Below are 22,670 nucleotides of genomic sequence, written 5' to 3'. Positions count from 1 at the left end.
CGCGCGTGCCGGATCGCGAGCGAATCAGAAAAATCTGATAGCGATCACAGTTTTTTCATCGTATTGTCGGCAACCGGGGCGTCATGGACGCCCCGGCCCGCGTCGCTGCCCGGCCCAGGAAGGGCCCGCCTCCGTCGCGGTTTCATACGCTGTTCCAAGGAGTGAGCAACGCATGTTGATCCGACTGCAATGCGAGCAGCGCCAGTGGCGCGTGCTGCACCCGGACAGGCCCGAACCGATCGGGTTCCGTGATGGCGTACGCGCCTTTGATTTCGCCGAAACCCTGGCCCGCCTGCATTTCACCGACACCGGCCAGCGCGCCGCCGTGCGCGTGGAAGCCAGCGGCGCATTTGTCGAGGCGATCAGCTACGGCTGAGGGCGGCCATCCACGCATGGCGTGGGTCTACCGGGGCGTCGAGGTTGGGGTCAGAGCCCTTTCCTGCGGAAAGGAATCCTACCCCTTATCCACGCATGGCGTGGATCTACTCAGCTGGCCGCGCTCAACGGCGCCGCGCCATTGGCCAACTGCGGCCAGCGCTTGAGCACCGCCGCGCGAATGCCGGCCGCGTCGATCCCGGCCTCGGCCAGCAGGTCTTCGCGGCTGGCATGGTGCTGGAAGGCATCGGGCAGGCCCAGGTGCAGGATCGGGCGCAGCACGTCTTCTGCATTCAGCAGCTCGCCCACGGCCGAGCCGGCGCCGCCGGCCACCACGTTGTCCTCAATCGTCACCAGGCCGTCGTGCTGGGCGGCCATGGCCAGCACCAGCTCGCGGTCCAGCGGCTTGATGAAGCGCATGTTGACCACGCTCAGGCCCAGTTCGCGGCCCACCTGCTCGGCGGCCGGAACCGTGCTGCCGAAGGCGAGCAGCGCGATGCGGCTGCCCTGCACGCGCAGCTCGCCCTTGCCGATCGGCAAGGTGGACAGATCGGTGCCGGCGGCAACGCCGGTGCCGCTGCCACGCGGGTAGCGCACCGCGGCCGGGCCCGGGTGCTGCAGGCCGGTGCTGAGCATCTGCCGGCATTCGGCCTCGTCAGACGGTGCCATCACCACCATGTTCGGCACGCAGCGCAGGAAGCTCAGGTCCAGGTTGCCGGCATGGGTGGCACCGTCCGGGCCGACCACGCCGGCGCGGTCGATGGCGAACAGCACGTCCAGGTCCTGGATGGCCACGTCGTGCACCAGCTGGTCGTAGGCGCGCTGCAGGAACGTGGAATAGATCGCCACGACCGGCTTGCCGCCCTGGGTGGCCATGCCGGCGGCCAGGGTGACCGCGTGCTGCTCGGCGATGGCCACGTCGAAGTAGCGCTGCGGGTATTCCTTGCTGAAGCGCACCAGGCCCGAGCCCTCGCGCATGGCCGGGGTGATGCCGTACAGGCGCGGTTCGGCGGCGGCGGCATCGCACAGCCAGTCGCTGAACACATCGGTGTAGGTCGGCTTCTTGGCGCCGGCCTTGGCCACCAGGCCCTTGTCCGGATCGAACGGCCCCACGGCGTGATAGCCGATCTGGTCGCCTTCGGCGGGCTCGTAGCCCTTGCCCTTGGTGGTCATCACGTGCAGCAGCTTCGGCCCCTTGGAGGCGCGCAGCGTCTTCAGCGTGGACAGCAGGGCCGGCATGTCGTGGCCGTCGATCGGGCCGGTGTAGTGGAAGCCCATTTCCTCGAACATCGTGGAGGGCACGAACATGCCCTTCCAGTGTTCTTCCCAGCGCTTGACGAAGCGCGCGGGATTGTTCTTCTTGTCGCCCAGGATCTTCTTGCCGCCTTCGCGCAGTGCGTTCAGCGTGCGGCTGCCGGTGGCGCGGCCGAGCATCTTGGTCAGCCCGCCGACAGCCTCGGAAATCGACATGTTGTTGTCGTTGAGGATCACCAGCAGGTTCGGTTCGGGGTCCATGCCACCGGCGTGCATCAGCGCTTCGAAGGCCATGCCGGCGGTCATGGCGCCATCGCCGATCACCGCCACCACCTGGCGTTCATCGCCGGCGGCCTGGCGCGCGATGGCCATGCCCAGCGCCGCAGAAATGGAGGTGGACGAATGGCCGACCCCGAAGGTGTCGTACTCGCTTTCCTCGCGCTTGGGGAACGGCGCGACGCCGTCCTTCTGCTTGACGGTGTGGATCTCGTCGCGGCGGCCGGTGAGGATCTTGTGCGGGTAGGTCTGGTGGCCCACGTCCCAGACCAGCTGGTCGTGCGGGGTCTTGTACAGGTAATGCAGCGCCACGGTGAGTTCGATCACGCCCAGGCCGGCGGCGAAGTGGCCACCGCTCTTGCCCACCGATTCGATCAGGTAGGCGCGCAGTTCATCGGCGACCGCGCGCATCTCGGATTCGTCGAACGTGCGCAGGTCATCCGGGGTGCGGATGCGCGCGAGGCGGGGATAGCGGGCAGAGTCGATCATCGTGTTCGCACTTGTTCTGAACGGCCATTTTCGCCCTCAATCGGGGGTGGGGCAAGCAAACGCCGCTATCCGTGACAGGACAGTGACGGCTGCCGGTGGCGGTGTTCAGGTGCTGAGCTTGGAACGCTTGGGCAACTGTGCCTTCAGGAAGGCCATCTGGTCGGCCAGGATGTTGCGGTTGGACAGGATCAGGTGCTCGATCCAGCTGGGCCGGTACGGTACTGCCAGCAAGGGCATGCCGGCCTGTTGCGGGGTGCGGTCGCTCTTGCGCGAATTGCAGTGGAAGCAGGCGGTGACTACGTTTTCCCAGCAGTCCAGACCGCCCTTGGACAGCGGAATGACGTGGTCGCGGGTAAGCGTGGGACGGTTGAACTGCTGGCCGCAGTACAGGCACAGGTGTGCATCGCGGGCGAACAGGGCCGGGTTGGTCAGGTTCGGCGTGGGGTCGATGGCGCGCGAACGGGCGTGGCCACGTGCGGCGATGATCGGGTGCAGGTCCATGCCGCTCTGCGTGCCGCTGAGCCGGTTGGTGCCACCGTGGATATGCAGGCAGGGATCGCCCAGGGTCCAGGCCACGGCGTCGCGGGCGTAGAGACAGGCTGCGTCCTGCCAGGTGATCCAGTCCAGTACACGGCCGTGGGCGTCCAGGGACAGCAGCCGGACCGTTCCCGGGCGGTGCAGGGTGCCTGCGTTGGGCGATGCTTCGGCGCCCGGAGCAGAAAACGAGGCTCCGGTATCGATCAGACCCAAGCGTGTAGTGTCTGTCTCCATCGGGAAAACAGCTTATACCTGAATCATTGCAATTTGGGTATCGCCCGTTGGGCGATGCCCGAATTGCAATGATTCAGGTCCGCGCATTCCACCTATTCCCCGCGCCTGTCGGCGCGCCCCCTTTAACAAAAGGGGGCTTTTCTCCAGACACAGGGTCGGGGGCTGCCGGGCCGGGGTCGGATCCCTTTCCGCAGGAAAGGGCTCTGACCCCAGATCCAATCGCCGCGGGGCGCGGTCGGGGTCGGAGCCCATTCCCGCAGGGAAAGGGCTCTGACCCCAAGGGCTCAGGCGCCGAAGCGTTCGTCGTCCATGGCCATCAGCGGGGCGGCGCCGGCCTGGATGGCGGCGGCGTGGCTGAGGGTGCGCGGCAGCACGCGGGCGAAGTAGAAGCGTGCGGTTTCGCGCTTGCCCTGGGCGAAGGCGGCGCCGTGTGCGCTGGCATCGGCGGCGGCCACGCTGCGTGCCCACCAGTAGGCCAGTACCACGTATCCGGAATAGAACAGGTAGTCGTAGCTGGCCGCGCCCAGTTCGTCCGGGTTGCCGGCCGCGCGCTGCAGTACGTCCATCGTCAGCTTGCCCCATTCGGCGGCCTTGGCGCGCAGCGGGCCGATGAACTCGGCCAGGGCCTCGTTGCCTTCGTGTTCCTTGGCGAAGGCTTCGATCTCGGCCAGCATCAGCTTCAGGCCGGCGCCCTGGCTGGAGGCGGTCTTGCGGCCGATCAGGTCCAGCGCCTGGATGCCGGTGGTGCCCTCATACAGCGTGGTGATGCGGGCGTCGCGCGCCAGCTGCTCCATGCCGTGTTCGCGGATGTAGCCGTGGCCACCGAAGCACTGCAGCGCGTTGTAGGTGTTCTCGATGCCCCATTCGGTCTGGCAGGCCTTCGAGATGGGGGTGAGGAAGCTGACCAGGGTGTCAGCGCGCTCGCGCTCGGCCGCATCGTCGGCGCTGTGTGCCACGTCGATCAGGGTGGCGGCATGCAGGGCCAGCAGGCGGCTGCCTTCCACCAGCGACTTGATGGTCAGCAGCATGCGCCGCACGTCCGGGTGTACCAGGATCGGATCGGCGGCCTTTTCCGGGAATTTCGGCCCGCTCAGGGCGCGCGACTGCAGGCGCTCGCGGCTGTACTTCAGCGCGTTCTGGTAGGCGCGCTCGGACAGGCCGATGCCCTGCAGGCCAACGCCCAGGCGCGCAGTGTTCATCATGGTGAACATGGCCTGCAGGCCCTTGTGCGGCTGGCCCACCAGATAGCCCTGTGCACCATCGAAGTTCATCACGCAGGTGACCGAACCCTTGATGCCCATCTTGTGCTCGATCGAGCCGCAGCGCAGTGCGTTGCGCTCGCCGACATTGCCGTCGCGGTCGACCTTGAACTTGGGGGTGACGAACAGCGAGATGCCCTTGGCGCCGGCCGGTGCGTCGGGCAGCTTGGCCAGCACCAGATGCACGATGTTTTCGGTCAAGTCATGTTCGCCGGCGGTGATGAAGATCTTGGTGCCAGTGATCGCGTAGCTGCCGTCGGCGTTCGGCTCGGCCTTGGTCTTCAGCAGGCCCAGGTCGGTGCCGCAGTGCGGTTCGGTCAGGCACATCGTGCCGGTCCAGCGTCCTTCGATCAGCGGCTTCAGGAAGGCGTCGTGCTGCCACGCTTCGCCGTGCTGCTTCAGCGCTTCGATGGCGCCATGCGAGAGCAGCGGGAAGTTGCCCCAGGCCAGGTTGGCGGCGTTGATCATTTCATTCAGCGGCACGCCCAGGGTGTGCGGCAGGCCCTGGCCGCCCAGTTCCGGCGATGCGGTCAGGCCGGTCCAGCCGCCGTCCACGAACTGGTCGTATGCCTGCTTGAAGCCGGGCGGGGTGGTTACTTCGCCGCTGGCCTGGTCGAGCACGCAGCCGATTTCATCGCCCACGCTGTTCAGCGGCGCCAGCACGCTGGCACTGAAACGGCCGGCTTCTTCCAGCACGGCATCGACCACGTCGGCGGTGGCGTCGGTGAAGCCCAGGCGGGCGAACAGCGGTTCCACCTTGAGCACGTCGTGCAGGGCGAAACGGAGGTCGGAAAGCGGTGCGGTATAGCTGCTCATCGGGTACGTCTCGATCAGGGAACGGGGAGCGGCGACGGGCGCCGCGGCAGGGAAGGACTCAGCGCAGCACGCCGGGCAGGCCGGGGGCCTGGTTCAGGGTGCTGCGGCCGGAAATATCGAAGCTGCGCTGCTTCTTGTCTTCGGGCGTGGCCGCGACCGTGCCCTTCAGGCTGTAGGCCAGGGTGCGGTTGCCGGCCAGCGCGTCGGCCACCACCAGGCGCGCGGCGGCGCTGGGGGTGAATTCAAGGGTGACCACATCGGCCGACACCCCGCCGATGGAAATGGCCGGGCGGGCCTGCAGGGTGCCCGCCTCGGTGTCGCCGACGGTCAGTGCCAGGGCCACGTCATCGAAGGTCATGGGCATGGAGCTGAAGTTCTGCAGGCGCAGGGCCACGGTCCAGCCGCCGTCGGCGCGCACGGTCAACTGCTGCAGGCTGGCCGCCGGTTCCGAAACACGCTTGACGATGCCATCGCTGCAAGCAGCCAGGGCCAGGGTGCACAGGATGATCAAGGCGATACGGAAGCGGTGGAGCATGGGCGCAGGTCCTCTGGGAGCAGTGCGTGGAGTAAGCATACTACGGCGTATGGTTGAATGGATCGCCGCTGGCGACCTTCACAAGGGTAGCGCGTGAAGATGGCGCGCTGCGGTCACCGCCACGCTCAGGGCGATGCGGTCTCAACCAGGGGCGCCATCATCCGCAGCGGCGCCAGGTCGTAGCCCATCTGCTCGGCCCGCGCCTTCAACTGCTCGAACAGGGCGCGGTCCATGCGCGGTTCGCGCGACAGGATCCACAGGTACTTGCGGTCCGGTTCACCGACCACGGCCCACTGGTAGTCCGGGTCCAGGGCGATCACCCAGTAATCGGCCCAGACCAGCGGCACCCAGCTCAACCAGTCCGGAGCGAAACGCACTTCCAGCTGCCCGGGCTGGCCGGCCACCGGGCGTGCAACGCCATCGGCCTGCAGGTAGTCGCCTTCGCCGGTGCGGCAGCGGTTGCGCACGCTGATGCGGCCATCCTGGCGCAGGCCGTAGGTGGCGGTGATGTCGGCCACGCACTTCTTCTGGAACGACACCGGCAGGTGGGCGATTTCGTGCCACTGGCCGGCATAGCGATCGATATCCAGCGCATCGACCGCGCGCACCGGTTCGGCCGCAAGGGCAGCGGGCGTAGTAATAAGCAACAGGCAGGCAAGCAGGGCAGGGCGCAGGTGCATCGGCGGGCTCCGGCAGGGAACCCCGAGCGTAGGCGGCGCGATGCACGGCGGTGTAAATGTTTCGTCAACCGCGCGCGGGCAAAAAAAAAGACCTGCATTTCTGCAGGTCTTCATACATGGTGGCCGAGGACGGAATCGAACCGCCGACACGGGGATTTTCAATCCCCTGCTCTACCAACTGAGCTACTCGGCCCTGTATCTGGAAAAAAAAGACCTGCATTTCTGCAGGCCTTCGAAAGTGGTGGCCGAGGACGGAATCGAACCGCCGACACGGGGATTTTCAATCCCCTGCTCTACCAACTGAGCTACTCGGCCACTTGTTTCGTTGCAGCGAGGTCGCTGCCGAGGACGCGCATGTTACGGAGGTAGACCGCATTCGGCAAGCGTTTTGGCAAAAAACCTTCACATTGCCGTCTGCGCGCGCGCAAGTGCTTGATCCTGCGTGCGCGGCGGAATGCAGGCCGCCGGTGGGCGGGGGATGCGGGCTTCCGCCTGCTGCAGGGGCGCAGCTTCGGCAAGCGGGTGGTGAAGCTTGATTGAGCCTGCCAAGGCGATTCGGCCGGGCAGGGCGGTGCACTAGCGGTAGGACAACCCACTGCTGGCCATGAAGCCCTTCGGGTCGAACACCGCCCAGGCCTCGCCCCAGTCGAAACGGGCGCGACCGGCGTTGAGCGGGCGTCCCAGTGCTTTGGCCAAGGCGCGGCGCATGAACGCGACTTCGGCATCGATGGCGGCCTGGGTGGGCCAGCCGTCTTCCATCGGCGCGCCGGGCAGCTGCACGCCGATGGACAGCATCGACAGCGCCTGCCCGTGGAAGCACAGGGCGACTGCCGCCGGCACGCCCTGCAGCTGAAGGGCGTGCAGGTGCAGCCACTGGTAGCCGTTGCCGAGGTCGCGGCTGTGCTGCAGCAGCGCGGCAAAACCCGCGCATGCCTGTGCCAGCGTGAGCGTCGGCCCGATCCTCAGCGGCAGCTCACCCAGGCCGATGCTGCCGTCGGCGGCGTCGAAATCAAGCGCCCGAAGTGCGCTGCCAAGCGTACTCACGGTGCGAAACGCACCTGTCGTGGATCGCTGACGCTGATCTGCGTCTGGTAGTAGTACTTGCCGCTGGGCTGGCCGTTGGCATTGATGAAGTCGATGCGGACCCGGCGCGCGGTGCCGCCCACCAGCAGGCGGCGGTTCTGCAGGTAGTCCAGCTTCAGGCCCAGCGCTTCTTCCAGTGCGGGGCGCAGCGCGGCATCCATGCTGAGGGTGATGTTCAGCGGGTGCCGGTAGTCGCGTTCGCTGTTGAGGTAGATGCGGCCATCGTCGCTGCCGACGGCCTGCACGCTCATGGCGAAGGTGCCGGAAATGCCGCGCGCTGGATCGTCCTGCGCGGCACGCACGGCTTCGTAGTTGCCGATGTAGCCGGGCACCGGCGGCGCGGCAGCCAGGCGATGGGCGCAGCCGGTCGTCAGCACCAGTGGGACCAGCAGTGAGGCCAACAGGGCGGGGCGATTCATGGCGCTTCCTTGTGCGTCGGTGGATGTGCCGATTGTGGCCGCGCGTAGGTTGCAGCTACAAGCGCGCTGTCCAATCGGCCCGATGATCGGGCATGCTGGGCCGCGTACCACATCGACCAGCGAAGGACATGCCGAGGACCGCCGACGTTCATGCCATCGATTGGGGCGCGCTGCAGTGTGCCTATGGCGACGCCTCTGAAGCGGGTGCACTGCTGGCCGCACTGATGGACCCGCAGCACCAGCAGGACTGGAACGACATCTGGTCGCATCTGTGCCACCAGGGCACGGTCTACCCTGCCAGCCACGCTGCGCTGCCGGTGCTGCTGTCAATCGCGCGGCAGACCGGGCGCAGCGACGGTGATGACGCGCTGCTGCTGGCCGGTGCGATCGTTGCCGGCTCGGACGTGGGCGACCCGGGCCTGGCGCCGCACGGCGATGTCATCCAGGCGCTGCGCAGCAAGGTGCTCAAGCGCCTGCAGGGCAGTGGCAGGGAGGCGGTGCCGCTGTCCGGGGATGGGCATGGCCCGCGTGGCTGGCTGCGCCAGGCGTGGCTGGGGCTGAGTGGTGAAAAAGCCTGGTCGCAGCACCTGGACCGGCTTGCCGAGGGCGAGCTCGTGGGTGAGTGCGTGGCCTGTTCGGCCGACCTGTACTGCACGCTGGATGTTGAAAGCCCGTATGTCTGCCATGAGGATCCGGTATTCGGTGCCCCGTCGGCGACGTCGGCGCTGCTGCCCGGTGAACCGGTGGGCGTGGCCGAGGAGTGGCTGCTGCAGCAGGTGCGCGGCGATGGCGATATCCGCGCCGAACAGCTGCTGGAACTGGCCTTCGGTCATTCCGAATGCAGTGCCTGCGGACACCCGTTCGCGGTACGCGAGTGCGTGCAGGCCTGAGCCGTAGGCGCCTGCACGCGGCGGTTGGGCAGTTGTTGCAGAATCACATCGCGCGCTGCAGCGCCAGCAGCAGGGTGTCGTAGTCCCAGCTGTCATCGTGGCGCACGCCGTTGATGAAGAAACAGGGCGTGCCATTCACGCCGCTGCGCACGCCGCCCATGAAGTCGGCCTCGATGCGTGCATCGTCGGCGCCGGCCAATGCGGCGCGCACGCGTTCCGGCGGCAACTGCAGCAGTTCGCCATAGCGCTGCAGGTCGTGCGGCGCCAGCGCACCCTGGCGTTCGTACAGCAGGTCATGGGCGCTCCAGAAGTGTCCGGCGTCGGCCGCGGCTTCGGCCAGGCGCGCGGCATTCAAGGCATCCGGGTGCATTTCGCTGAGCGGGAAGTTGCGGAACACCAGCCGCAACGAATCGCCCAATGCCTGCTGCAGGGCCTTCACGATGGGGTAGGCCTGGCCGCAGTACGGGCACTGGTAGTCGCCATATTCGACCAGGGTGACCGCCGCATCGGCCGGGCCACTGGCATGGTCGCTGGCACTGACGGGAACGTGCAGGCGGCTCATGGGGTCACCTCCGCTGCCGCCGTGCGCGGCAGGCGTGACAAGGCATCCAGAATGCCATCGGCACCGGGATTGATGCCCAGTGGCGACAGGTAGCTCCAGCGCACGATGCCCTGCGCATCGATCACGAACAGCGCGCGTTCGCAGACCCCATCGTGTTCGCGATAGGCACCGAACTGCCGGGCGACGGCGCCCTTGGGTTCGAAATCAGCCAGCAGCGGAAAATGCAGGTGGCGCTGTTCGGCGAACGCGGCGTGGCACCAGACACCATCCACGGAGATGCCGATCAACTGCGCGCCCTGTCGCTGGAACTCGGGCAGCAACTGGTTGTACAGGGCCATCTGGTCGCCGCAGACCGGGCTCCAGTCAGCGGGATAGAAGGCAAGGATGACCGGGCGGCCACGCAGCTCTGCCAGGGTGACGGTCTGGTCGGGCGTGGCGGGCAGGCGGAAGTCGGGGGCGGGCGTTCCCGGCGGCAGCGGGGCATGCGCAGGTTCGGGGCGGGGCAGGGAGGACATGGCGGGCTCCTGGCGGGATGGGATGGCGCGCGGTGGGTTCTGCATCGGCAGCGCCATCGTCGGCCGGTAGCGACGGGTTGCCCATTGCGCCTTGGTTTCCGCCGCTCATACCAGGGTATGCACGCGCCGCTCGCGGCAGCGCGACCATGGACTCACGGCCGCGCCGCTAGGGTGGTCGTGCAAGCCCGGCACGGTGCCGGTGCGGAGCCCGCCATGACTACTCCCCGCACGCCTTCAGCCGCCGAAAAGGATGCCGGTACCCAGGAAAGCCGCCAGGACCAGCACCAGGACGACGTGGCCAAGCGCCGCCCTGGCCAGAACGATCAGAAGGTGCATGACGAGAACACGCGGCGACCACAACGCAAGGATGGGGGCCAGGAGCCGGGTTGAGCCGGAAATCGGCGGGTCGAGGCTCAGTCAGCCAGGGTCACGCGGACGGCGTCGTCTGCGCGGCGCGGCCCACGTCTGCGAACCAGTCCGCGAGTTCGTGCATGTCGATCTGTTGGATCAGCGCAGGATTGATGGGATCGGCGGGTGCGGTCGGCAGGATGGCGGCCGCGACCTCGATCGCGCAGTACCCCGTACCGTCCCAGGGGCCTGCCAGATAGGAGGAGAGAGGGACGCCCTCCCACAGCCTAGCTGCTGATGGCCATGATTGCTGATCTTGCATCGGGCGCCAGCAACCGTAGGGGCGCACCTCGCTGCTGCGCTGTGCAAGCCAGCGGAGTGCCGCGTCCTTGGCCACGCGCGCGGCGTCAGTTCCCGGTGCCCGGACACGATCCTGATCTTCTCCCGGATGCCGTCGTAAGACAGTTCGCGAAGGCGCAGAACGACGAGCAACTGACTTCCCTGCAGCCGCACCTGTTCAAGACCCAGCCCATGAGTGACGTCAGCGACGTAGCTGGGAATGTATTGACCCTTCCAGCCGGGAATGAGGGTTGAAATCAGATGTGGATCGGATAGCGAGGCATGGTCCATGGGACCCCTTCCTGCATGTGGCGCTCCGCGCCGCGGGTACCCTCATCCTATCGGTCCCGGCAGTCCGTGCCCAAAGAAAAAGCCCGCAGATCACTGGGATCTGCGGGCTTCTCTGAAAATGGTGGAGCCAAGGAGGATCGAACTCCTGACCTCGTCATTGCGAACGACGCGCTCTCCCAGCTGAGCTATGGCCCCACGGCGAAGCCAGTGTAGCGCCGCCGCCGGGGGCTTGCCAAGCCGCGTGGGCGGCAGTCGTGGCAGGCTGGGCGCCTTGACTGCCGGAAGACGCCCCATGACCGACTACCGTCCCATCGCGTGCGACCTGCACGACGTACTGGAAATCGCCTGCCTGCACCGCGCCCTGCTGCAGGTGGAACTGACCGATGGCCGCACCTTCGTGGCCCGCGCGCGGACCACACTGAGCACGCCTGGCAAAGAGGAATTCCTGCTGCTGGACGCCGATGACGGCGAGCAGCGCATCCGCCTGGACCATCTGCTGGCGGTGACCATGCTGGGCGCAGACGGCCTGCGCGGACCGCGTACCGTGCTGGCCGTGTCGGGCCCCAATGAAGCTGAACGGGGTTTGTGAATCAAGGGCTTGGCGCTGTCAATAACCTGAAGCGGCTAAGCCGGGTGGCGTAAAGAGGACCAGAACGGTGCCGTTAAGAGGGTGCGCCTCGCGCGCTCCCTTCCACGGATATTCCCCCTGATGATGACCCCGGCTGCATCCCGATTCTCCGCCTCGCCGCCGAAGCGGACCCTGACCATCGCAACCCGCCTGGCGCTGCTGATGGTGGCGATCACCACCGTGGCCTTCGCCGCGCTGGCGATCCTGATCTACCGCGATACCGCGGACAGCTACCAGCAGCGCGTGGTTGCAGGCCTGGATACCAGCACGGTGCTGATGCGCGATTCGGTGCAGCTGTATGACCGCAGCCTGGGCGAAAGCACCCAGCGCATCGCCGGTACCTTCCGCGCGATGCTGCCGCAGGGCGAGGCGCTGGCCGATGCCACCGCGCCCATCGACGTGGCCGGCCGCAGTGCGCCGTCCCTGCGCCTGGGCACGCAGGTGATCGGCCCGGCATCGACCGAGGTTGATCGCTTCGCCGAGGCGACCGGCGGTGTTGCCACCGTGTTCGTGCGTGACGGCGAAGACTTCGTCCGCGTGGCGACTTCGTTGCGCAACGCGCAGGGCGAACGCGCGCTGGGCACCGTGCTGGACCACGCCAACCCGGCCTATGCGCGGGTGCGCGCGGGGCAGGGCTACACGGGGCCGGCACACCTGTTCGGCACCGATTACATGACCCACTACATGCCGATCCCGGCGGCCGATGGCAGCGTGGCTGGCATCGCGTTCGTCGGGCAGGACTACTCGCAGGGCCTGGCCGCGCTGAAGACGCGCCTGCGCGAGGCGACGCTGGGCCGCGAGGGCCGCTTCATCGTGGTCGACACGCGCCAGGGCAAGGACCATGGCCGCGTGCTGGCCGCCGCCGATGGCGAAGGTGGCCTGCTGCAGGAACGCGTTGCCGCGGCGGATCTGCCGGCTTTGCGGGCGCTGCTGGATGGCCGCAGCACGCAGGCGCGTCTGCATCTGCGCCCGGCCGATGGTGGCGCCGAGCAGGCCTGGTTCGCGGCGGCGCAGCGCTACGGCGCCTGGCAATGGCTGGTGATCGGCCTGGAGCCGGAATCGGTGCTGGCACAGGTGCTGAATGGCCTGATGCTGCGCATCGCGCTGATTTCCGTGCTGGCGCTGACCACCGTGGTCGTGCTGATCGTGCTGGTGGTGCGGCGCCTGCTGGGTCGTCCGCTGGCCGCAGCGGCGCAGGTCGCCCGCGATGTGGCCAGCGGGCGCCTGGACCGCGAAATCGACAGCAGCCGCGATGACGAGGTCGGTCGTCTGCTGGGGTCGTTGCAGCAGATGCGCGCCAAGCTGCGCGAGATCCTGCAGGCGCAGGCCACCATGAGCGAACGCCATGCGGCGGGCGCGGTCAGCCACCGGATCGACGAGCAGGCCTTCGAGGGTGAGTTCCGCGCCATGGTGGCCGGCACCAACGCGCTGGTGGCGGCGCACCTGCAGACCCAGCAGCGCATGGTGGCCCTGGTCCAGCGCTACGCCGAAGGCGATCTGCAGCAGACCATGGACGTACTGCCCGGCGAACAGGCGGCGATCACGCAGGCGCTGAACGGCGTGCGCGGCAAGCTGCAGGGCATCAACGGCGAGATCAAGCGCCTGGTTGCGGCGGCGGCGAGCGGTGATTTCAGCGTGCGCGGCGATGCGCAGGCCTTCGCCAATGACTTCCAGCAGATGGTGCAGGGCCTGAACAGCGTGATGGCTACTGCCGATGACAACCTGCTGGCGCTGTCGGGCCTGCTGCGCAACCTGGCCGAAGGTGACCTGCGGCACCGCATCGACGGGCAGTCGCAGGGGGTGTTCGCGCGCATGCGCGAGGATGCCAATGCAACGGTGGGCGCCCTGGCCGGCATCGTCGGCCGCATCCAGCAGGCCGCCGCTGCGGTCAGCACGGCCGCTGCGGAAATCGCTGCCGGCAACGATGATCTGTCCCGCCGTACCGAACAGCAGGCTGCCAACCTGGAAGAGTCTGCCGCCTCGATCGAGGAAATGACCTCGGCCGTGCGGCAGAACGCCGACCACGCACGCCGCGCGGACCGCCTGGCGACCGAGGCGGCGCAGGTGGCCGGGCGCGGGGGCGCGGCCATGGCCGCGATGGAAGCGACGATGGGCCAGATCGATGCGGCCTCGCGGCGCATCGCCGAGATCATCACGGTGATCGATGGCATCGCCTTCCAGACCAACATCCTGGCCCTGAATGCCGCCGTCGAAGCGGCACGCGCCGGTGAGGACGGCCGCGGCTTCGCGGTGGTCGCCAGCGAGGTGCGCGCACTGGCACAGCGCTCGACGCTGGCGGCGGCGGAGATCAAGGGGCTGATCGAAGAATCGGTGGCCCGCGTGGCCGAAGGCAACGTACTGGCCGGCGATGCCGGGCGCACCATCCAGAACGTGGTTGCCTCGGTGACCGAACTGGGCGGGCTGGTGGGCGAGATCGCCCATGCCTGCCAGGAACAGGCGGCGGGCATCGAACTGGTCAACCAGAGCATCGTGCAGATGGATGGCGTGACCCAGCAGAACGCCGCGCTGGTGGAAGAGGCGTCCGCTTCGGCCCGTTCCATGAGCGAACAGGCCCACGCGTTGCAGGACGCCGCCGGCCGTTTCGTGCTGCAGCGGCGCCCGACACTGGCCACGGCGTAAGGGAAGGTGGGGCCGGAAGGCGGTGGCGCAGGCTGCCGCCTTCCATCGGTGCACTTTGCCGCAGCGGGCGGGACGCGGACTGCGACGGGATGCGCAACGAAATCGTAACAATTCGGGCGATAATGGGCGCTTGCGCAGTGGTTCCCCCTCTACCGCCCGGCTTGCGCAGGCCGCCCGGACGTCTCCCAAGAGCTTTCGATGCCTTCCCATATCGCTTCCCGTCGTTCGACGGGCATGTCGTCTTCCTCGCTTTCCTTCCGCCGCCACCCGCTGGCTCTGGCCTGTGCCGGCCTGGCCCTGGCCGCCAGCTTCGGCGCCGCCGCGCAGGACAGCGCACCGACCCCGACCGGCCTGGACACGATCACCGTGACCGCCGAACACCGCGAGCAGAACCTGCAGGAAGTGCCGGTGTCGGTGGGCGTGGTGCAGGGCGAGCGCATGCGTGATTTCACCGCTGGCGGCGATGACACCCTGCTGGCGCTGTCCGGCCGCGTGCCCAGCCTGTATGCGGAAACCACCACTGGCCGCATCTTCCCGCGCTTCTATATCCGCGGCCTGGGCAACATCGATTTCTACCTGGGTGCCTCGCAGCCGGTGTCGATCATCCAGGACGACGTGGTGCTGGAACACGTGGTGCTGAAGTCCAACCCGGTCTACGACGTGGACCAGGTGGAAGTGCTGCGCGGCCCGCAGGGCTCGCTGTTCGGCCGCAACACCACCGCCGGCATCGTCAAGTTCGACACCCTGAAGCCGACCGATGAGTACACCGGCCGGGTCAGCGCCAGCTACGCCACCTACAACAGCGTGTCGGTCGATGGCGGCTTCGGTGGCCCGATCAATGACATCGCCTCGTTCCGCGTGTCGGCGCTGTACCAGCACCGCGATGATTACGTGGACAACACCTACCGTGGCCCCAGCGCCGACGGCACGGTCAGCCCGAAGAAGAACGCCATGGGCGGCTTCGATGACCGCAACGTGCGTGCGCAGCTGCTGCTCAAGCCCAGCGACCAGTTCTCGATCCTGGCTTCGGCCCACGCCCGCGATTACGACGGCACCTCGACCCTGTTCCTGCGCGGTGCGCTGACCAAGGGCTCGAACCAGACCGACGTGCCGCGCGACAAGGTGGCCTACGACGAAGCCGACAACAACCCGCAGGCCTACAAGACCTACGGCGGTTCGGTGAAGGCGATCTACGATTTCGGCGCGGTCGATTTCACCTCCATCACCGCCTACGAAACCACCTCCGGCTACAGCCGTGGCGATACCGACGGTGGCGCCGCGGCGGACTTCCCGTTCAATGGCGTGGCCAATGGCTACGGTCAGTCGATGGGGCAGATCCGTGACCTGGACCAGTGGACCCAGGAATTCCGCCTGGCCAGCCACGATGACAGCGCCCTGCAGTGGCAGGCCGGTGCGTTCTACTTCAACGGCAGCGATACCACCGATTTCTACCAGCGCGGCTGGTTCCTGCAGGGCGCGGCGCGCAACCCGAACAACTGGGTGCGCCTGCGCAACAAGAACACCTCGTGGGCCGGTTTCGGCCAGCTCAGCTACGCCTTCACCGACAAGTTCAGCGTGACCGCCGGCCTGCGCCAGACCCGCGACGAGAAGCACACGCGCCTGCTGAAGACCGCCGACACCGCCGCCGGCGTGGTGACCTACAAGGGCCGTACGGATGTGAAGATGTCCGACACCACCCCGAGCTGGGACGTCAGCGCGATGTACCAGTTCAACCCGAACGTGAGCGTCTACGCCAAGGTTGCACGTGGCTTCCGCGGCCCGACCATCCAGGGCCGTTCGGCCGTGTTCAACGCTGATTTCACCACCGCCGACTCGGAGACCATCCTGTCCTGGGAAGCCGGCGTGAAGAGCAGCCTGTGGGACAACCGCCTGCGCCTGAATGCCACCGCGTTCACCTACACGGTCAACGACATCCAGCTCAACGGCAACGATTCGGACGGCAACGGCGTGTTGTTCAACGCCGACAAGGCCAAGGCCTACGGCTTCGAAGCGGACATGGAACTGCGCCCGGTTCCGAACCTGACCCTGAGCGCCGGTGTCAGCCTGCTGCACAGCGAGATCCAGGACAAGCGCGTGTATGCGCAGGTCTGCGGCCTGAACGGCCAGGTGGTGTGTACGGTGAACGACCCGACCATCAAGGTCGGCGCCAACACCTTCGCCCAGATCGATGGCAACCCGCTGCCGAACGCGCCGAAGTACAACATCAACTTCGCCGCGCGTTACGACATGCCGGTCAGCGACGCGGGCACGATGTTCGTGTCCACCGACTGGAACAAGCAGGGCTACACCAGCTTCGTGCTGTATGACAGCCAGGAGTTCAACTCCAAGGGTGATTTCGAAGGTGGCCTGAAGCTGGGTTACTCCGGCAACTACGGTGCCTACGAAGTGGCGCTGTTCGCGCGCAACATCACCAACGAAAAGAACCTGAAGGGTGTGATCGAAAACTACATGGCCGCGGTCTACAACGAACCGCGCACCGTGGGTGTTTCGTTGAACATGAACTGGTAAGGCCTGCTTGATCGGTTAACGAGAACGGCGCTCTTCGGAGCGCCGTTTTTCGTTGGGAAGGCCTGGCAAGCCGCCGCTGCATGCTAGGCTGCCGCGCTGTGTTGAACGGACCTCGACCATGATCCAGACGCTGTACCAGCAGTACGCCGATGCTCGCGCCGCCGAGACCCTGATTGAACAATGCCGGGCGCAGGTAGTGCGCTGGCGTTGGGCCAGCGGTGACATGGCGCACGACGCGCCGTTCATGGCCGAAAAGTATGGCGTGCGCCGCAGTCGCTGGCTGGACGATGCCAAGGCGGACCCGGATGCGCACGTGCACCATGGGTTCGACGCGCAGGACCGCATCGTGATTGCTGTGGCCGACAACGGGGCGAGTACCACCGTGTGGCTGCATGGCAACGAGCAGCGGCACAGCCTGAGCTTCTACCGCGGTGGGCGCATTGCCTCGGCCCGCGCGTGGCATGAACCCCGCGGGCGCCTGCAGAACACTGAGCTGACCGTTGGCCATCGCGGCCATGACAGCGCCTACCACTGGGACGGCGAAGTGCTGCTGCGCGTGGTGGTGCGCAACTGGGAGGACGGGCGCCCGACCTGGTGGTGCCAGGATTTCTACAGCTACGATGAGGCCGGCGTCCTGGACCGCATCGAACTGCAGTATCTGCATGAGGACGGCACACCCACCGGCAGCCAGCGGCTGCAGTACCAGCGCCCGCGCCGCGGCGAAACCTTGGCCGCCGCCGCTGCCGATGTGGAGCCCCGGCTGATGCAGGCCATCGCCACGCAGTTGCCGCTGATTCCTCGCGACGAGCCGCTGTATTGCCTGCTGCTGTGCTTCACCGATGGCGATTTCAGTTCGGCCTGGCCACCGTTCATCACCTGGGGGCGCCAGTCCTACCGGCAGGCGGTGCTTGAACGCGGTGAGGACGTTGCCTACTACCTGTGGGCACCGGACGAGATGCGTGCCGGCCAGCGCGACGAGGATGAGTGCTGGTTCGACGATCCGGCCCTGCTGGACGCGTGCAAGCGCCATGGCCGGTTGATGGAGCTGCGTGGCAGTACCACCTCGGCAATGCGCTTGCTCACGCGGGTGGCGGCGTGGCTGGATGCGCCGGAACAGCGCGCCGTGCTGCACACCACCGACGACTTCGTGGTGGCGGTGGCCGACAACACCGGCGCGGTGGACCCGCTGCCGGCGATGCGCAAGGCGATTGGTGCGCAGCGCTGGGCGCGCCTGAAGGCGGCCGGCTACGTGTGATGCGGTGTGCCGCGCCGGTCAGGCGCGGCGGCGTGTCATGCAGGCAGCAGGGCCTGCAGGCGGGCTTCCAGTTCCTGCTGGCGCCAGCCGGCCAGCGCAGCCGGCCACTGGCGACGTTCCAGATAACTTTCCAGGTGCTTGCGCGAGGCCAGCACGCCATCGGCCAGACCCAGCTCGCGGCTGCGTTCGGCCACCGCATCCTGCAGCTTCTTGATGGTCTTCTTGTCCGCGTCGGTGGCCTGCACGGCCAGCGGTGCTTCGGCCTCATCGGGCAGCGGCGTTTCCAGCGCCTGCCAGACGGCGGCGGTCAGCTTGCGCGGCGCTTTCGGGAACTGCTCGAACAGCTTGCCCAGCGCGGCCAGGTCGGCAGGCGGCGTGCGTGCCAGGGTGGCGGCCAGTTCGTTGTCCAGGATCCAGCTGCGCGGGCGGTCGCTGCTGCGGGCCTGTACGTCGCGCCAGCGCAGCAGACGCAGCAGGCGGCGCTGCGCGGCCGCATCGAGGAACTGTGCCGCGCGCATGCCCAGGTGCGGCCAACGGTCTTCATCGTTGGCAACGTTGGCCAGCAGGCGTTCGGCATCGTCCTGCAGCCACTGGCGGCGGCCCAGCGCCTGCAGCTTGGCTTCGATCGCATCGTGCAGGGCAAACAGATGCTCGACATCGTCAGCGGCATACTGCAACTGCGATTCAGACAGAGGGCGGCGCATCCAGTCCGAGCGCGTTTCACCCTTGGCCAGGGTTACCCCGGTGATTTCCTGCACCAGCTTCTGGTAGCCCATGCCACCGCCGATACCGGCCAGCGCCGCGCCGATCTGGGTGTCGAACAAGGGCCGGGGCAGCACGCCGCAGGTCCACTTGAAGGCCACCAGGTCTTCGCTGGCGCTGTGCATGACCTTGATGATCGATTCATCGGTCAGCCACGGCGCCAGCGCTTCGGGCATGCCGGGAATCAGCGGATCGATCAACAGGATGTCGTTGCCCACGGCCATCTGCACCAGGGCCAGCTGCGGCCAGAAGGTGCGTTCGCGGATGAATTCGGTGTCCAGGCCGATACGGGCCGGGCGCTGCTGGCGGTAGGCGTCCAGCTCGGCGGGGGTGGTGATCCAGATTGCCACGGGTGGGGGCCTGCTACTCGGGTTTGCTCAGGCAGGGGAGAATAGCCTAACGTCGGTGCGCACCCGTACCGAAGGAGCCTCCGTTTGCGTTTTGCCCTGCCGATTGCGCTGTGTACCGCCCTGGGCCTGGCCCTGGCCGCGTGTACGCCGTCGCCACCTGCAAGCCCGTCGGCCGGCGAACCGGAACGGCCGCGGCCCAAGGTGGACGACACGGCTGTTGCGGCGGCGAAGGGCACGGTGACCATTGCCGGCGAGGATGCCAGCGAGGACGTGCAGCGCTGGACCCCGGTACGGGTGGATCGGCAGGGGCGAACGCTGGCGCAGCTGCGCCGTGCCGCCGAGCAGGCGTTCAGCGACGGGCGGCTGTACGAGGACGGCGAGGCGGCCATTCCGCTGTGGCTGGCGGTGCAGGAAGAAGCCCCGGACGACCGCGCGGCCCGCGCCGGCCTGCAGCGTGCTCGGCAGCGCCTGCAGCAGCAGGCCGACGCCCTGCTGGCGCGGCCGCTGCAGCAGCGCGAGGCACTGGCCGAGGCAGGGCGGCAGGCGCTGGTGCTGCTGACCCTGGCACCCAATGACCCGAAGGTACGCGCGCTGCAGAGCCGGGTGGAGACCGCCCAGCGTGTGGTGGCCTACAACCGCTCGGGCGAGGACGATCTGCGCGCCGGCCGGGTGGGCGAGGACGGTGACGGGGCCATTCCGGCCTTCCGCGAGGCGCTGGCGCTGGATGCCAACAACCGCCGTGCCCGACAGGGCCTGGCCGCCGCCGAAAGCGCGCTGATCCGGCGTGCCGAAGACGCCGCGCGCAGCCGTGATTTTGCTTCCGCCGGGGCCTGGCTGGCCGAAGCCAGCAAGGTGCGGGATTCGTCGCCGACCATCGCCGATGCCTTCGAGCGCATCGAGCAGATCCGCGCCGCGACCCTGGTGCAGTTGCGTGACGGCGGGCTGCGCGACCTGGAAACGCCGCAGGGCCTGAAGCCGGCCCGCGAAAAGCTGGCCGAGGCCTTGCGCATCGCCTTGCCGGGCGATGCCGTGGTCGCGCAGTTGCGCGAACGCATCGACCTGGCCACCCACTACGGCAGTTTCCGCCCCGGGCAGGTGTTCAGCGACCCCCTGCGGGATGGCGGGCGGGGGCCGCAGATGATCGTGGTGCCGCATGGCGGCTTCCAGATGGGCGCCGGTGACACCGAGCCGGGCGCCAGCGACGCCGAGCGACCGTCACACTATGTGCGGTTTGAACGTGGCTTTGCCATGGCGATCACTGAAGTGACCGTCGCCGATTTCGAGCGTTTCGTGAAGGCCACCAACGCGCGCCCGCGTGCGACCCGTCGCGGCCACTCGGTGGTGTATGACGAGCGCAGCGGCAACTTCATCCGCCGCAGCGGCGTGGACTGGCGCTCGGACTACGATGGCAGTCGCGCGATGGGCAATTCGCCGGTGATGCACGTGAGCGTGCGCGATGCGGAAAACTACGCCAGCTGGCTGTCCGAGCAGACCGGCCGCGCCTACCGCCTGCCCAGCGAAGCCGAGTTCGAGTACGCCCTGCGGGCCGGCGGCAGTGGCCGCTACCCTTGGGGGGATGCTGGGCTGCCGCCTGCCGGCAGTGGCAACTACACCGGCAGCCAGGATGTTTCCCCTTCAGGCCGGCACTGGCACAACGCCTTCGTGGGCTATGGCGATGGCTGGTGGGGGCCGGCGCTGGTGGGTAGCTTCCAGGCCAATGCCTTCGGCCTGCACGACATGGGCGGCAACCTGAGCGAATGGGTGGCCGATTGCTGGCATTCCAGCTATCGCCGCGCGCCGTCCGATGGCGTGGCTTGGTACAACCCGGGCTGCCGTGCGCGGGTGATCCGTGGCGGCAACTGGGCCAACGCGCCCGAGCAGACCCGTGCGGCGTGGCGGCAATCCCAGGATTCGGACACCACCAACGCCCGCATCGGCTTCCGCCTGGTGCGCGGCATCTGATGCGCCTGTTTCACCCCGCGCAGGCGGCGTGGCACTAAGATTGCAGCGTGCCCGCCGGCCGGCGGGGTCCGCCGGAAGACCTGCCGATGCGCAACGATCCCTTCTCCCGCTCGCCGCAACAGGGCTCGCCACGGCGCGGCCTGTTCGGCAACATCCGCTGGTGGGTACTGCTGCTGGCTGCCGGCTATGCAGCGTACTACTGGTTTTCCAACCGCACCGTGGACCCGTACACCGGCGAGAAGGTGCTGATCGACAGCAGCCTGGATGCCAGCGAAGAACGTGCGTTGGGCTTGCAGGCCTACCAGCAGATCCTGGCGCAGGAGCGTCCGCTGGACCCCAACGCGCAGATCTCGCGCGATATCCGCGCCATCGCCCAGCGCCTGATCGCCAAGGTGGACGTGGTGGAAACCGCGCTGGCGCAGGAACACGGGTTGCAGCCGGGGCACTTCTCCCGCGATTTCGAGTGGGAAGTGAACGTCATTCCCAGTGACCAGGCCAACGCCTTCTGTCTGCCCGGCGGCAAGATGGCCGTGTACACCGGGCTGGTACCGGTGGCGCGCACGACCGATGCCATGGCGGTGGTGATGGGGCACGAGATCGCCCATGCGCTGCTGCGCCATGGTGCACAGCGCATGGCCCAGCAGAAGCTGACCCAGATCGGGCAGATGGCCGGTGCGGCCAGCGGCATGGATGCGCAGCAGCAACAGATGATGATGTCGGCGATGGGCTATGGCTATCTCTTGCCGTACGCTCGCAGCCACGAAACGCAGGCCGATGAAGTGGGGCTGATGCTGGCGGCGGCGGCGTGCTTTGACCCGCGCGAGGCGATTCCGCTGTGGCAGCGCATGGGGCAGGCCAGTGGTGGCCAGTCGCCGCCGGAGTTTTCGTCGACCCATCCCAATCCCGGCACCCGCATCCAGAACCTGCAGGCGCTGATGCCCAAGGCCCTCGAGTACCGGCAGAAATTCTGCGAGCAGGCCCGGTAGGGGGTGTTCGGCAGGGCTTGCAGCCCTGCACCTGCTGGAAGCCAGGGCAACGGCAACGTCAAAGGCGGGTTTCCTGGGGATGGCGGGGTGGTGTTCTGCTCTGGTAGGTGTCGACCAAGGTCGACACAGTAGATCCACGCCACGCGTGGATGATTCATTCGACATCTGACAGACGTGTCGACCAAGGTCGACACCTACACACAGCCGCCTTCGACACGGCGTTCTGCTCTGGTAGGTGTCGACCTTGGTCGACACAGTAGATCCACGCCATGCGTGGATGAATCATTCGACATCTGACAGACGTGTCGACCAAGGTCGACACCTACCCACAGCCGCCTTTGACACGGTGTTCTGCTCTGGTAGGTGTCGACCTTGGTCGACACAGTAGATCCACGCCATGCGTGGATGAATCTGTCAGATATCCAAAAGAATTCTGGGGTCAGAGCCCGTTGCTACGCAACGGGATCCGACCCCATGCCATTCCGACAGATCGCGGGAATCTGTCAGAGGTGGGGCGGTGTCGGATTGCGGGGTGTCAGCCGCATGGATGCGGCTGCCAAGCCTACACGGACGTACTTGCGGCGTCCCCGCAATCCGACACCGCCCCGCCATCCCACGGAATGCAGGCTCTAGACGTTGACGTTGACGTTGCCGTT

Annotated in this window: 20 protein-coding genes and 3 tRNA genes; 9 read left to right on the top strand and 14 right to left on the bottom strand. The window is 67.3% G+C overall.

Features of this window, described 5'->3' with window-relative positions; genetic code table 11:
• Positions 1–172 precede the first annotated feature (172 nt).
• Positions 173–376, top strand: a complete 204-nt coding sequence (locus C1930_RS13405; protein ID WP_108750183.1) for a hypothetical protein — start codon at positions 173–175, stop codon at positions 374–376.
• Positions 377–486: 110 nt separating this feature from the next.
• On the opposite strand, the gene dxs is transcribed toward C1930_RS13405, so the two are convergent.
• The 9 genes from dxs to C1930_RS13360 form a co-directional block, all read right to left on the bottom strand.
• Positions 487–2,394 (bottom strand): 1-deoxy-D-xylulose-5-phosphate synthase, encoded by a 1,908-nt coding sequence (gene dxs / locus C1930_RS13400; protein ID WP_108756714.1) that lies wholly within the window; start codon positions 2,392–2,394, stop codon positions 487–489.
• A 105-nt stretch (positions 2,395–2,499) separates the two neighbouring features.
• Positions 2,500–3,165: an HNH endonuclease gene (locus C1930_RS13395; protein ID WP_108771950.1), complete on the bottom strand. Its 666-nt coding sequence runs from the start codon at positions 3,163–3,165 to the stop codon at positions 2,500–2,502.
• Positions 3,166–3,449: 284 nt separating this feature from the next.
• Positions 3,450–5,240: an acyl-CoA dehydrogenase C-terminal domain-containing protein gene (locus tag C1930_RS13390; RefSeq protein WP_108753666.1), complete on the bottom strand. Its 1,791-nt coding sequence runs from the start codon at positions 5,238–5,240 to the stop codon at positions 3,450–3,452.
• A gap of 58 nt (positions 5,241–5,298) precedes the next feature.
• Positions 5,299–5,775: an LEA type 2 family protein gene (locus C1930_RS13385; RefSeq protein ID WP_108771949.1), complete on the bottom strand. Its 477-nt coding sequence runs from the start codon at positions 5,773–5,775 to the stop codon at positions 5,299–5,301.
• Between the two features lie 125 nt (positions 5,776–5,900).
• Positions 5,901–6,455, bottom strand: coding sequence for a lipocalin family protein (locus tag C1930_RS13380; protein ID WP_108756710.1), 555 nt, complete (start codon positions 6,453–6,455; stop codon positions 5,901–5,903).
• A 117-nt stretch (positions 6,456–6,572) separates the two neighbouring features.
• Positions 6,573–6,648, bottom strand: a tRNA-Phe gene (locus C1930_RS13375).
• Positions 6,649–6,694: 46 nt separating this feature from the next.
• Positions 6,695–6,770: transfer RNA gene (locus tag C1930_RS13370), tRNA-Phe, on the bottom strand.
• Positions 6,771–7,031: 261 nt separating this feature from the next.
• On the bottom strand, positions 7,032–7,499 hold the full coding sequence (locus C1930_RS13365) for a hypothetical protein (protein ID WP_108771948.1): 468 nt from the start codon (positions 7,497–7,499) through the stop codon (positions 7,032–7,034).
• Positions 7,496–7,957: a hypothetical protein gene (locus C1930_RS13360; RefSeq protein ID WP_108771947.1), complete on the bottom strand. Its 462-nt coding sequence runs from the start codon at positions 7,955–7,957 to the stop codon at positions 7,496–7,498. The genes C1930_RS13365 and C1930_RS13360 overlap by 4 nt, the downstream gene beginning before the upstream one ends.
• 128 nt (positions 7,958–8,085) lie before the next feature.
• On the opposite strand from C1930_RS13360, the gene C1930_RS13355 reads away from it, so the two are divergent.
• A complete protein-coding gene (locus tag C1930_RS13355; protein WP_108771946.1) occupies positions 8,086–8,847 on the top strand; it encodes a hypothetical protein in 762 nt (253 codons plus the stop codon).
• A 43-nt stretch (positions 8,848–8,890) separates the two neighbouring features.
• On the opposite strand, the gene C1930_RS13350 is transcribed toward C1930_RS13355, so the two are convergent.
• Entirely contained in the window at positions 8,891–9,409 is a 519-nt protein-coding gene (locus tag C1930_RS13350; protein WP_108756706.1) for a thioredoxin domain-containing protein, read from the bottom strand.
• Positions 9,406–9,924 (bottom strand): peroxiredoxin, encoded by a 519-nt coding sequence (locus tag C1930_RS13345; RefSeq protein ID WP_108751595.1) that lies wholly within the window; start codon positions 9,922–9,924, stop codon positions 9,406–9,408. Before C1930_RS13345 ends, C1930_RS13350 begins: the two co-directional genes overlap by 4 nt.
• Positions 9,925–10,137: 213 nt before the next feature.
• Here C1930_RS13345 and C1930_RS20445 point away from each other — a divergent pair, with 213 nt between their 5' ends.
• Positions 10,138–10,314: a hypothetical protein gene (locus tag C1930_RS20445; protein ID WP_199912360.1), complete on the top strand. Its 177-nt coding sequence runs from the start codon at positions 10,138–10,140 to the stop codon at positions 10,312–10,314.
• A gap of 37 nt (positions 10,315–10,351) precedes the next feature.
• Here the strand turns inward: C1930_RS20445 and C1930_RS13340 are convergent, their stop codons facing one another.
• The gene (locus tag C1930_RS13340) at positions 10,352–10,669 is read right to left on the bottom strand and encodes a hypothetical protein (protein WP_108771945.1); all 318 of its coding nucleotides are present in this window, start codon (positions 10,667–10,669) and stop codon (positions 10,352–10,354) included.
• Between the two features lie 352 nt (positions 10,670–11,021).
• Positions 11,022–11,097: transfer RNA gene (locus tag C1930_RS13335), tRNA-Ala, on the bottom strand.
• Positions 11,098–11,194: 97 nt separating this feature from the next.
• Here C1930_RS13335 and C1930_RS13330 point away from each other — a divergent pair.
• From C1930_RS13330 to C1930_RS13315, 4 genes are all read left to right on the top strand, one after another.
• Positions 11,195–11,491, top strand: a complete 297-nt coding sequence (locus C1930_RS13330) for a Rho-binding antiterminator (protein WP_108756704.1) — start codon at positions 11,195–11,197, stop codon at positions 11,489–11,491.
• Between the two features lie 120 nt (positions 11,492–11,611).
• Positions 11,612–14,170, top strand: a complete 2,559-nt coding sequence (locus tag C1930_RS13325; RefSeq protein WP_108771944.1) for a Cache 3/Cache 2 fusion domain-containing protein — start codon at positions 11,612–11,614, stop codon at positions 14,168–14,170.
• Positions 14,171–14,404: 234 nt separating this feature from the next.
• Complete coding sequence (locus tag C1930_RS13320; protein ID WP_312253308.1) at positions 14,405–16,699, top strand: TonB-dependent receptor; 2,295 nt, start codon at positions 14,405–14,407, stop codon at positions 16,697–16,699.
• Positions 16,700–16,817: 118 nt separating this feature from the next.
• Positions 16,818–17,954 (top strand): hypothetical protein, encoded by a 1,137-nt coding sequence (locus C1930_RS13315; RefSeq protein ID WP_199912359.1) that lies wholly within the window; start codon positions 16,818–16,820, stop codon positions 17,952–17,954.
• Positions 17,955–17,989: 35 nt separating this feature from the next.
• Here the strand turns inward: C1930_RS13315 and rnd are convergent, their stop codons facing one another.
• Positions 17,990–19,066 (bottom strand): ribonuclease D, encoded by a 1,077-nt coding sequence (gene rnd, locus C1930_RS13310; RefSeq protein ID WP_108756700.1) that lies wholly within the window; start codon positions 19,064–19,066, stop codon positions 17,990–17,992.
• A gap of 84 nt (positions 19,067–19,150) precedes the next feature.
• Between rnd and C1930_RS13305 the strand changes: the two genes are divergently transcribed.
• Both C1930_RS13305 and C1930_RS13300 read left to right on the top strand, forming a co-directional pair.
• A complete protein-coding gene (locus C1930_RS13305; protein ID WP_108771943.1) occupies positions 19,151–21,028 on the top strand; it encodes a formylglycine-generating enzyme family protein in 1,878 nt (625 codons plus the stop codon).
• An 86-nt stretch (positions 21,029–21,114) separates the two neighbouring features.
• The gene (locus C1930_RS13300; RefSeq protein WP_108757764.1) at positions 21,115–22,014 is read left to right on the top strand and encodes a M48 family metallopeptidase; all 900 of its coding nucleotides are present in this window, start codon (positions 21,115–21,117) and stop codon (positions 22,012–22,014) included.
• The last annotated feature ends 656 nt before the right edge of the window (positions 22,015–22,670 follow it).

Origin of the sequence: Stenotrophomonas sp. SAU14A_NAIMI4_8 (assembly GCF_003086695.1) — a bacterium.
GTDB lineage: Bacteria > Pseudomonadota > Gammaproteobacteria > Xanthomonadales > Xanthomonadaceae > Stenotrophomonas.
This window is presented reverse-complemented; position numbering and strand designations above follow the sequence as displayed.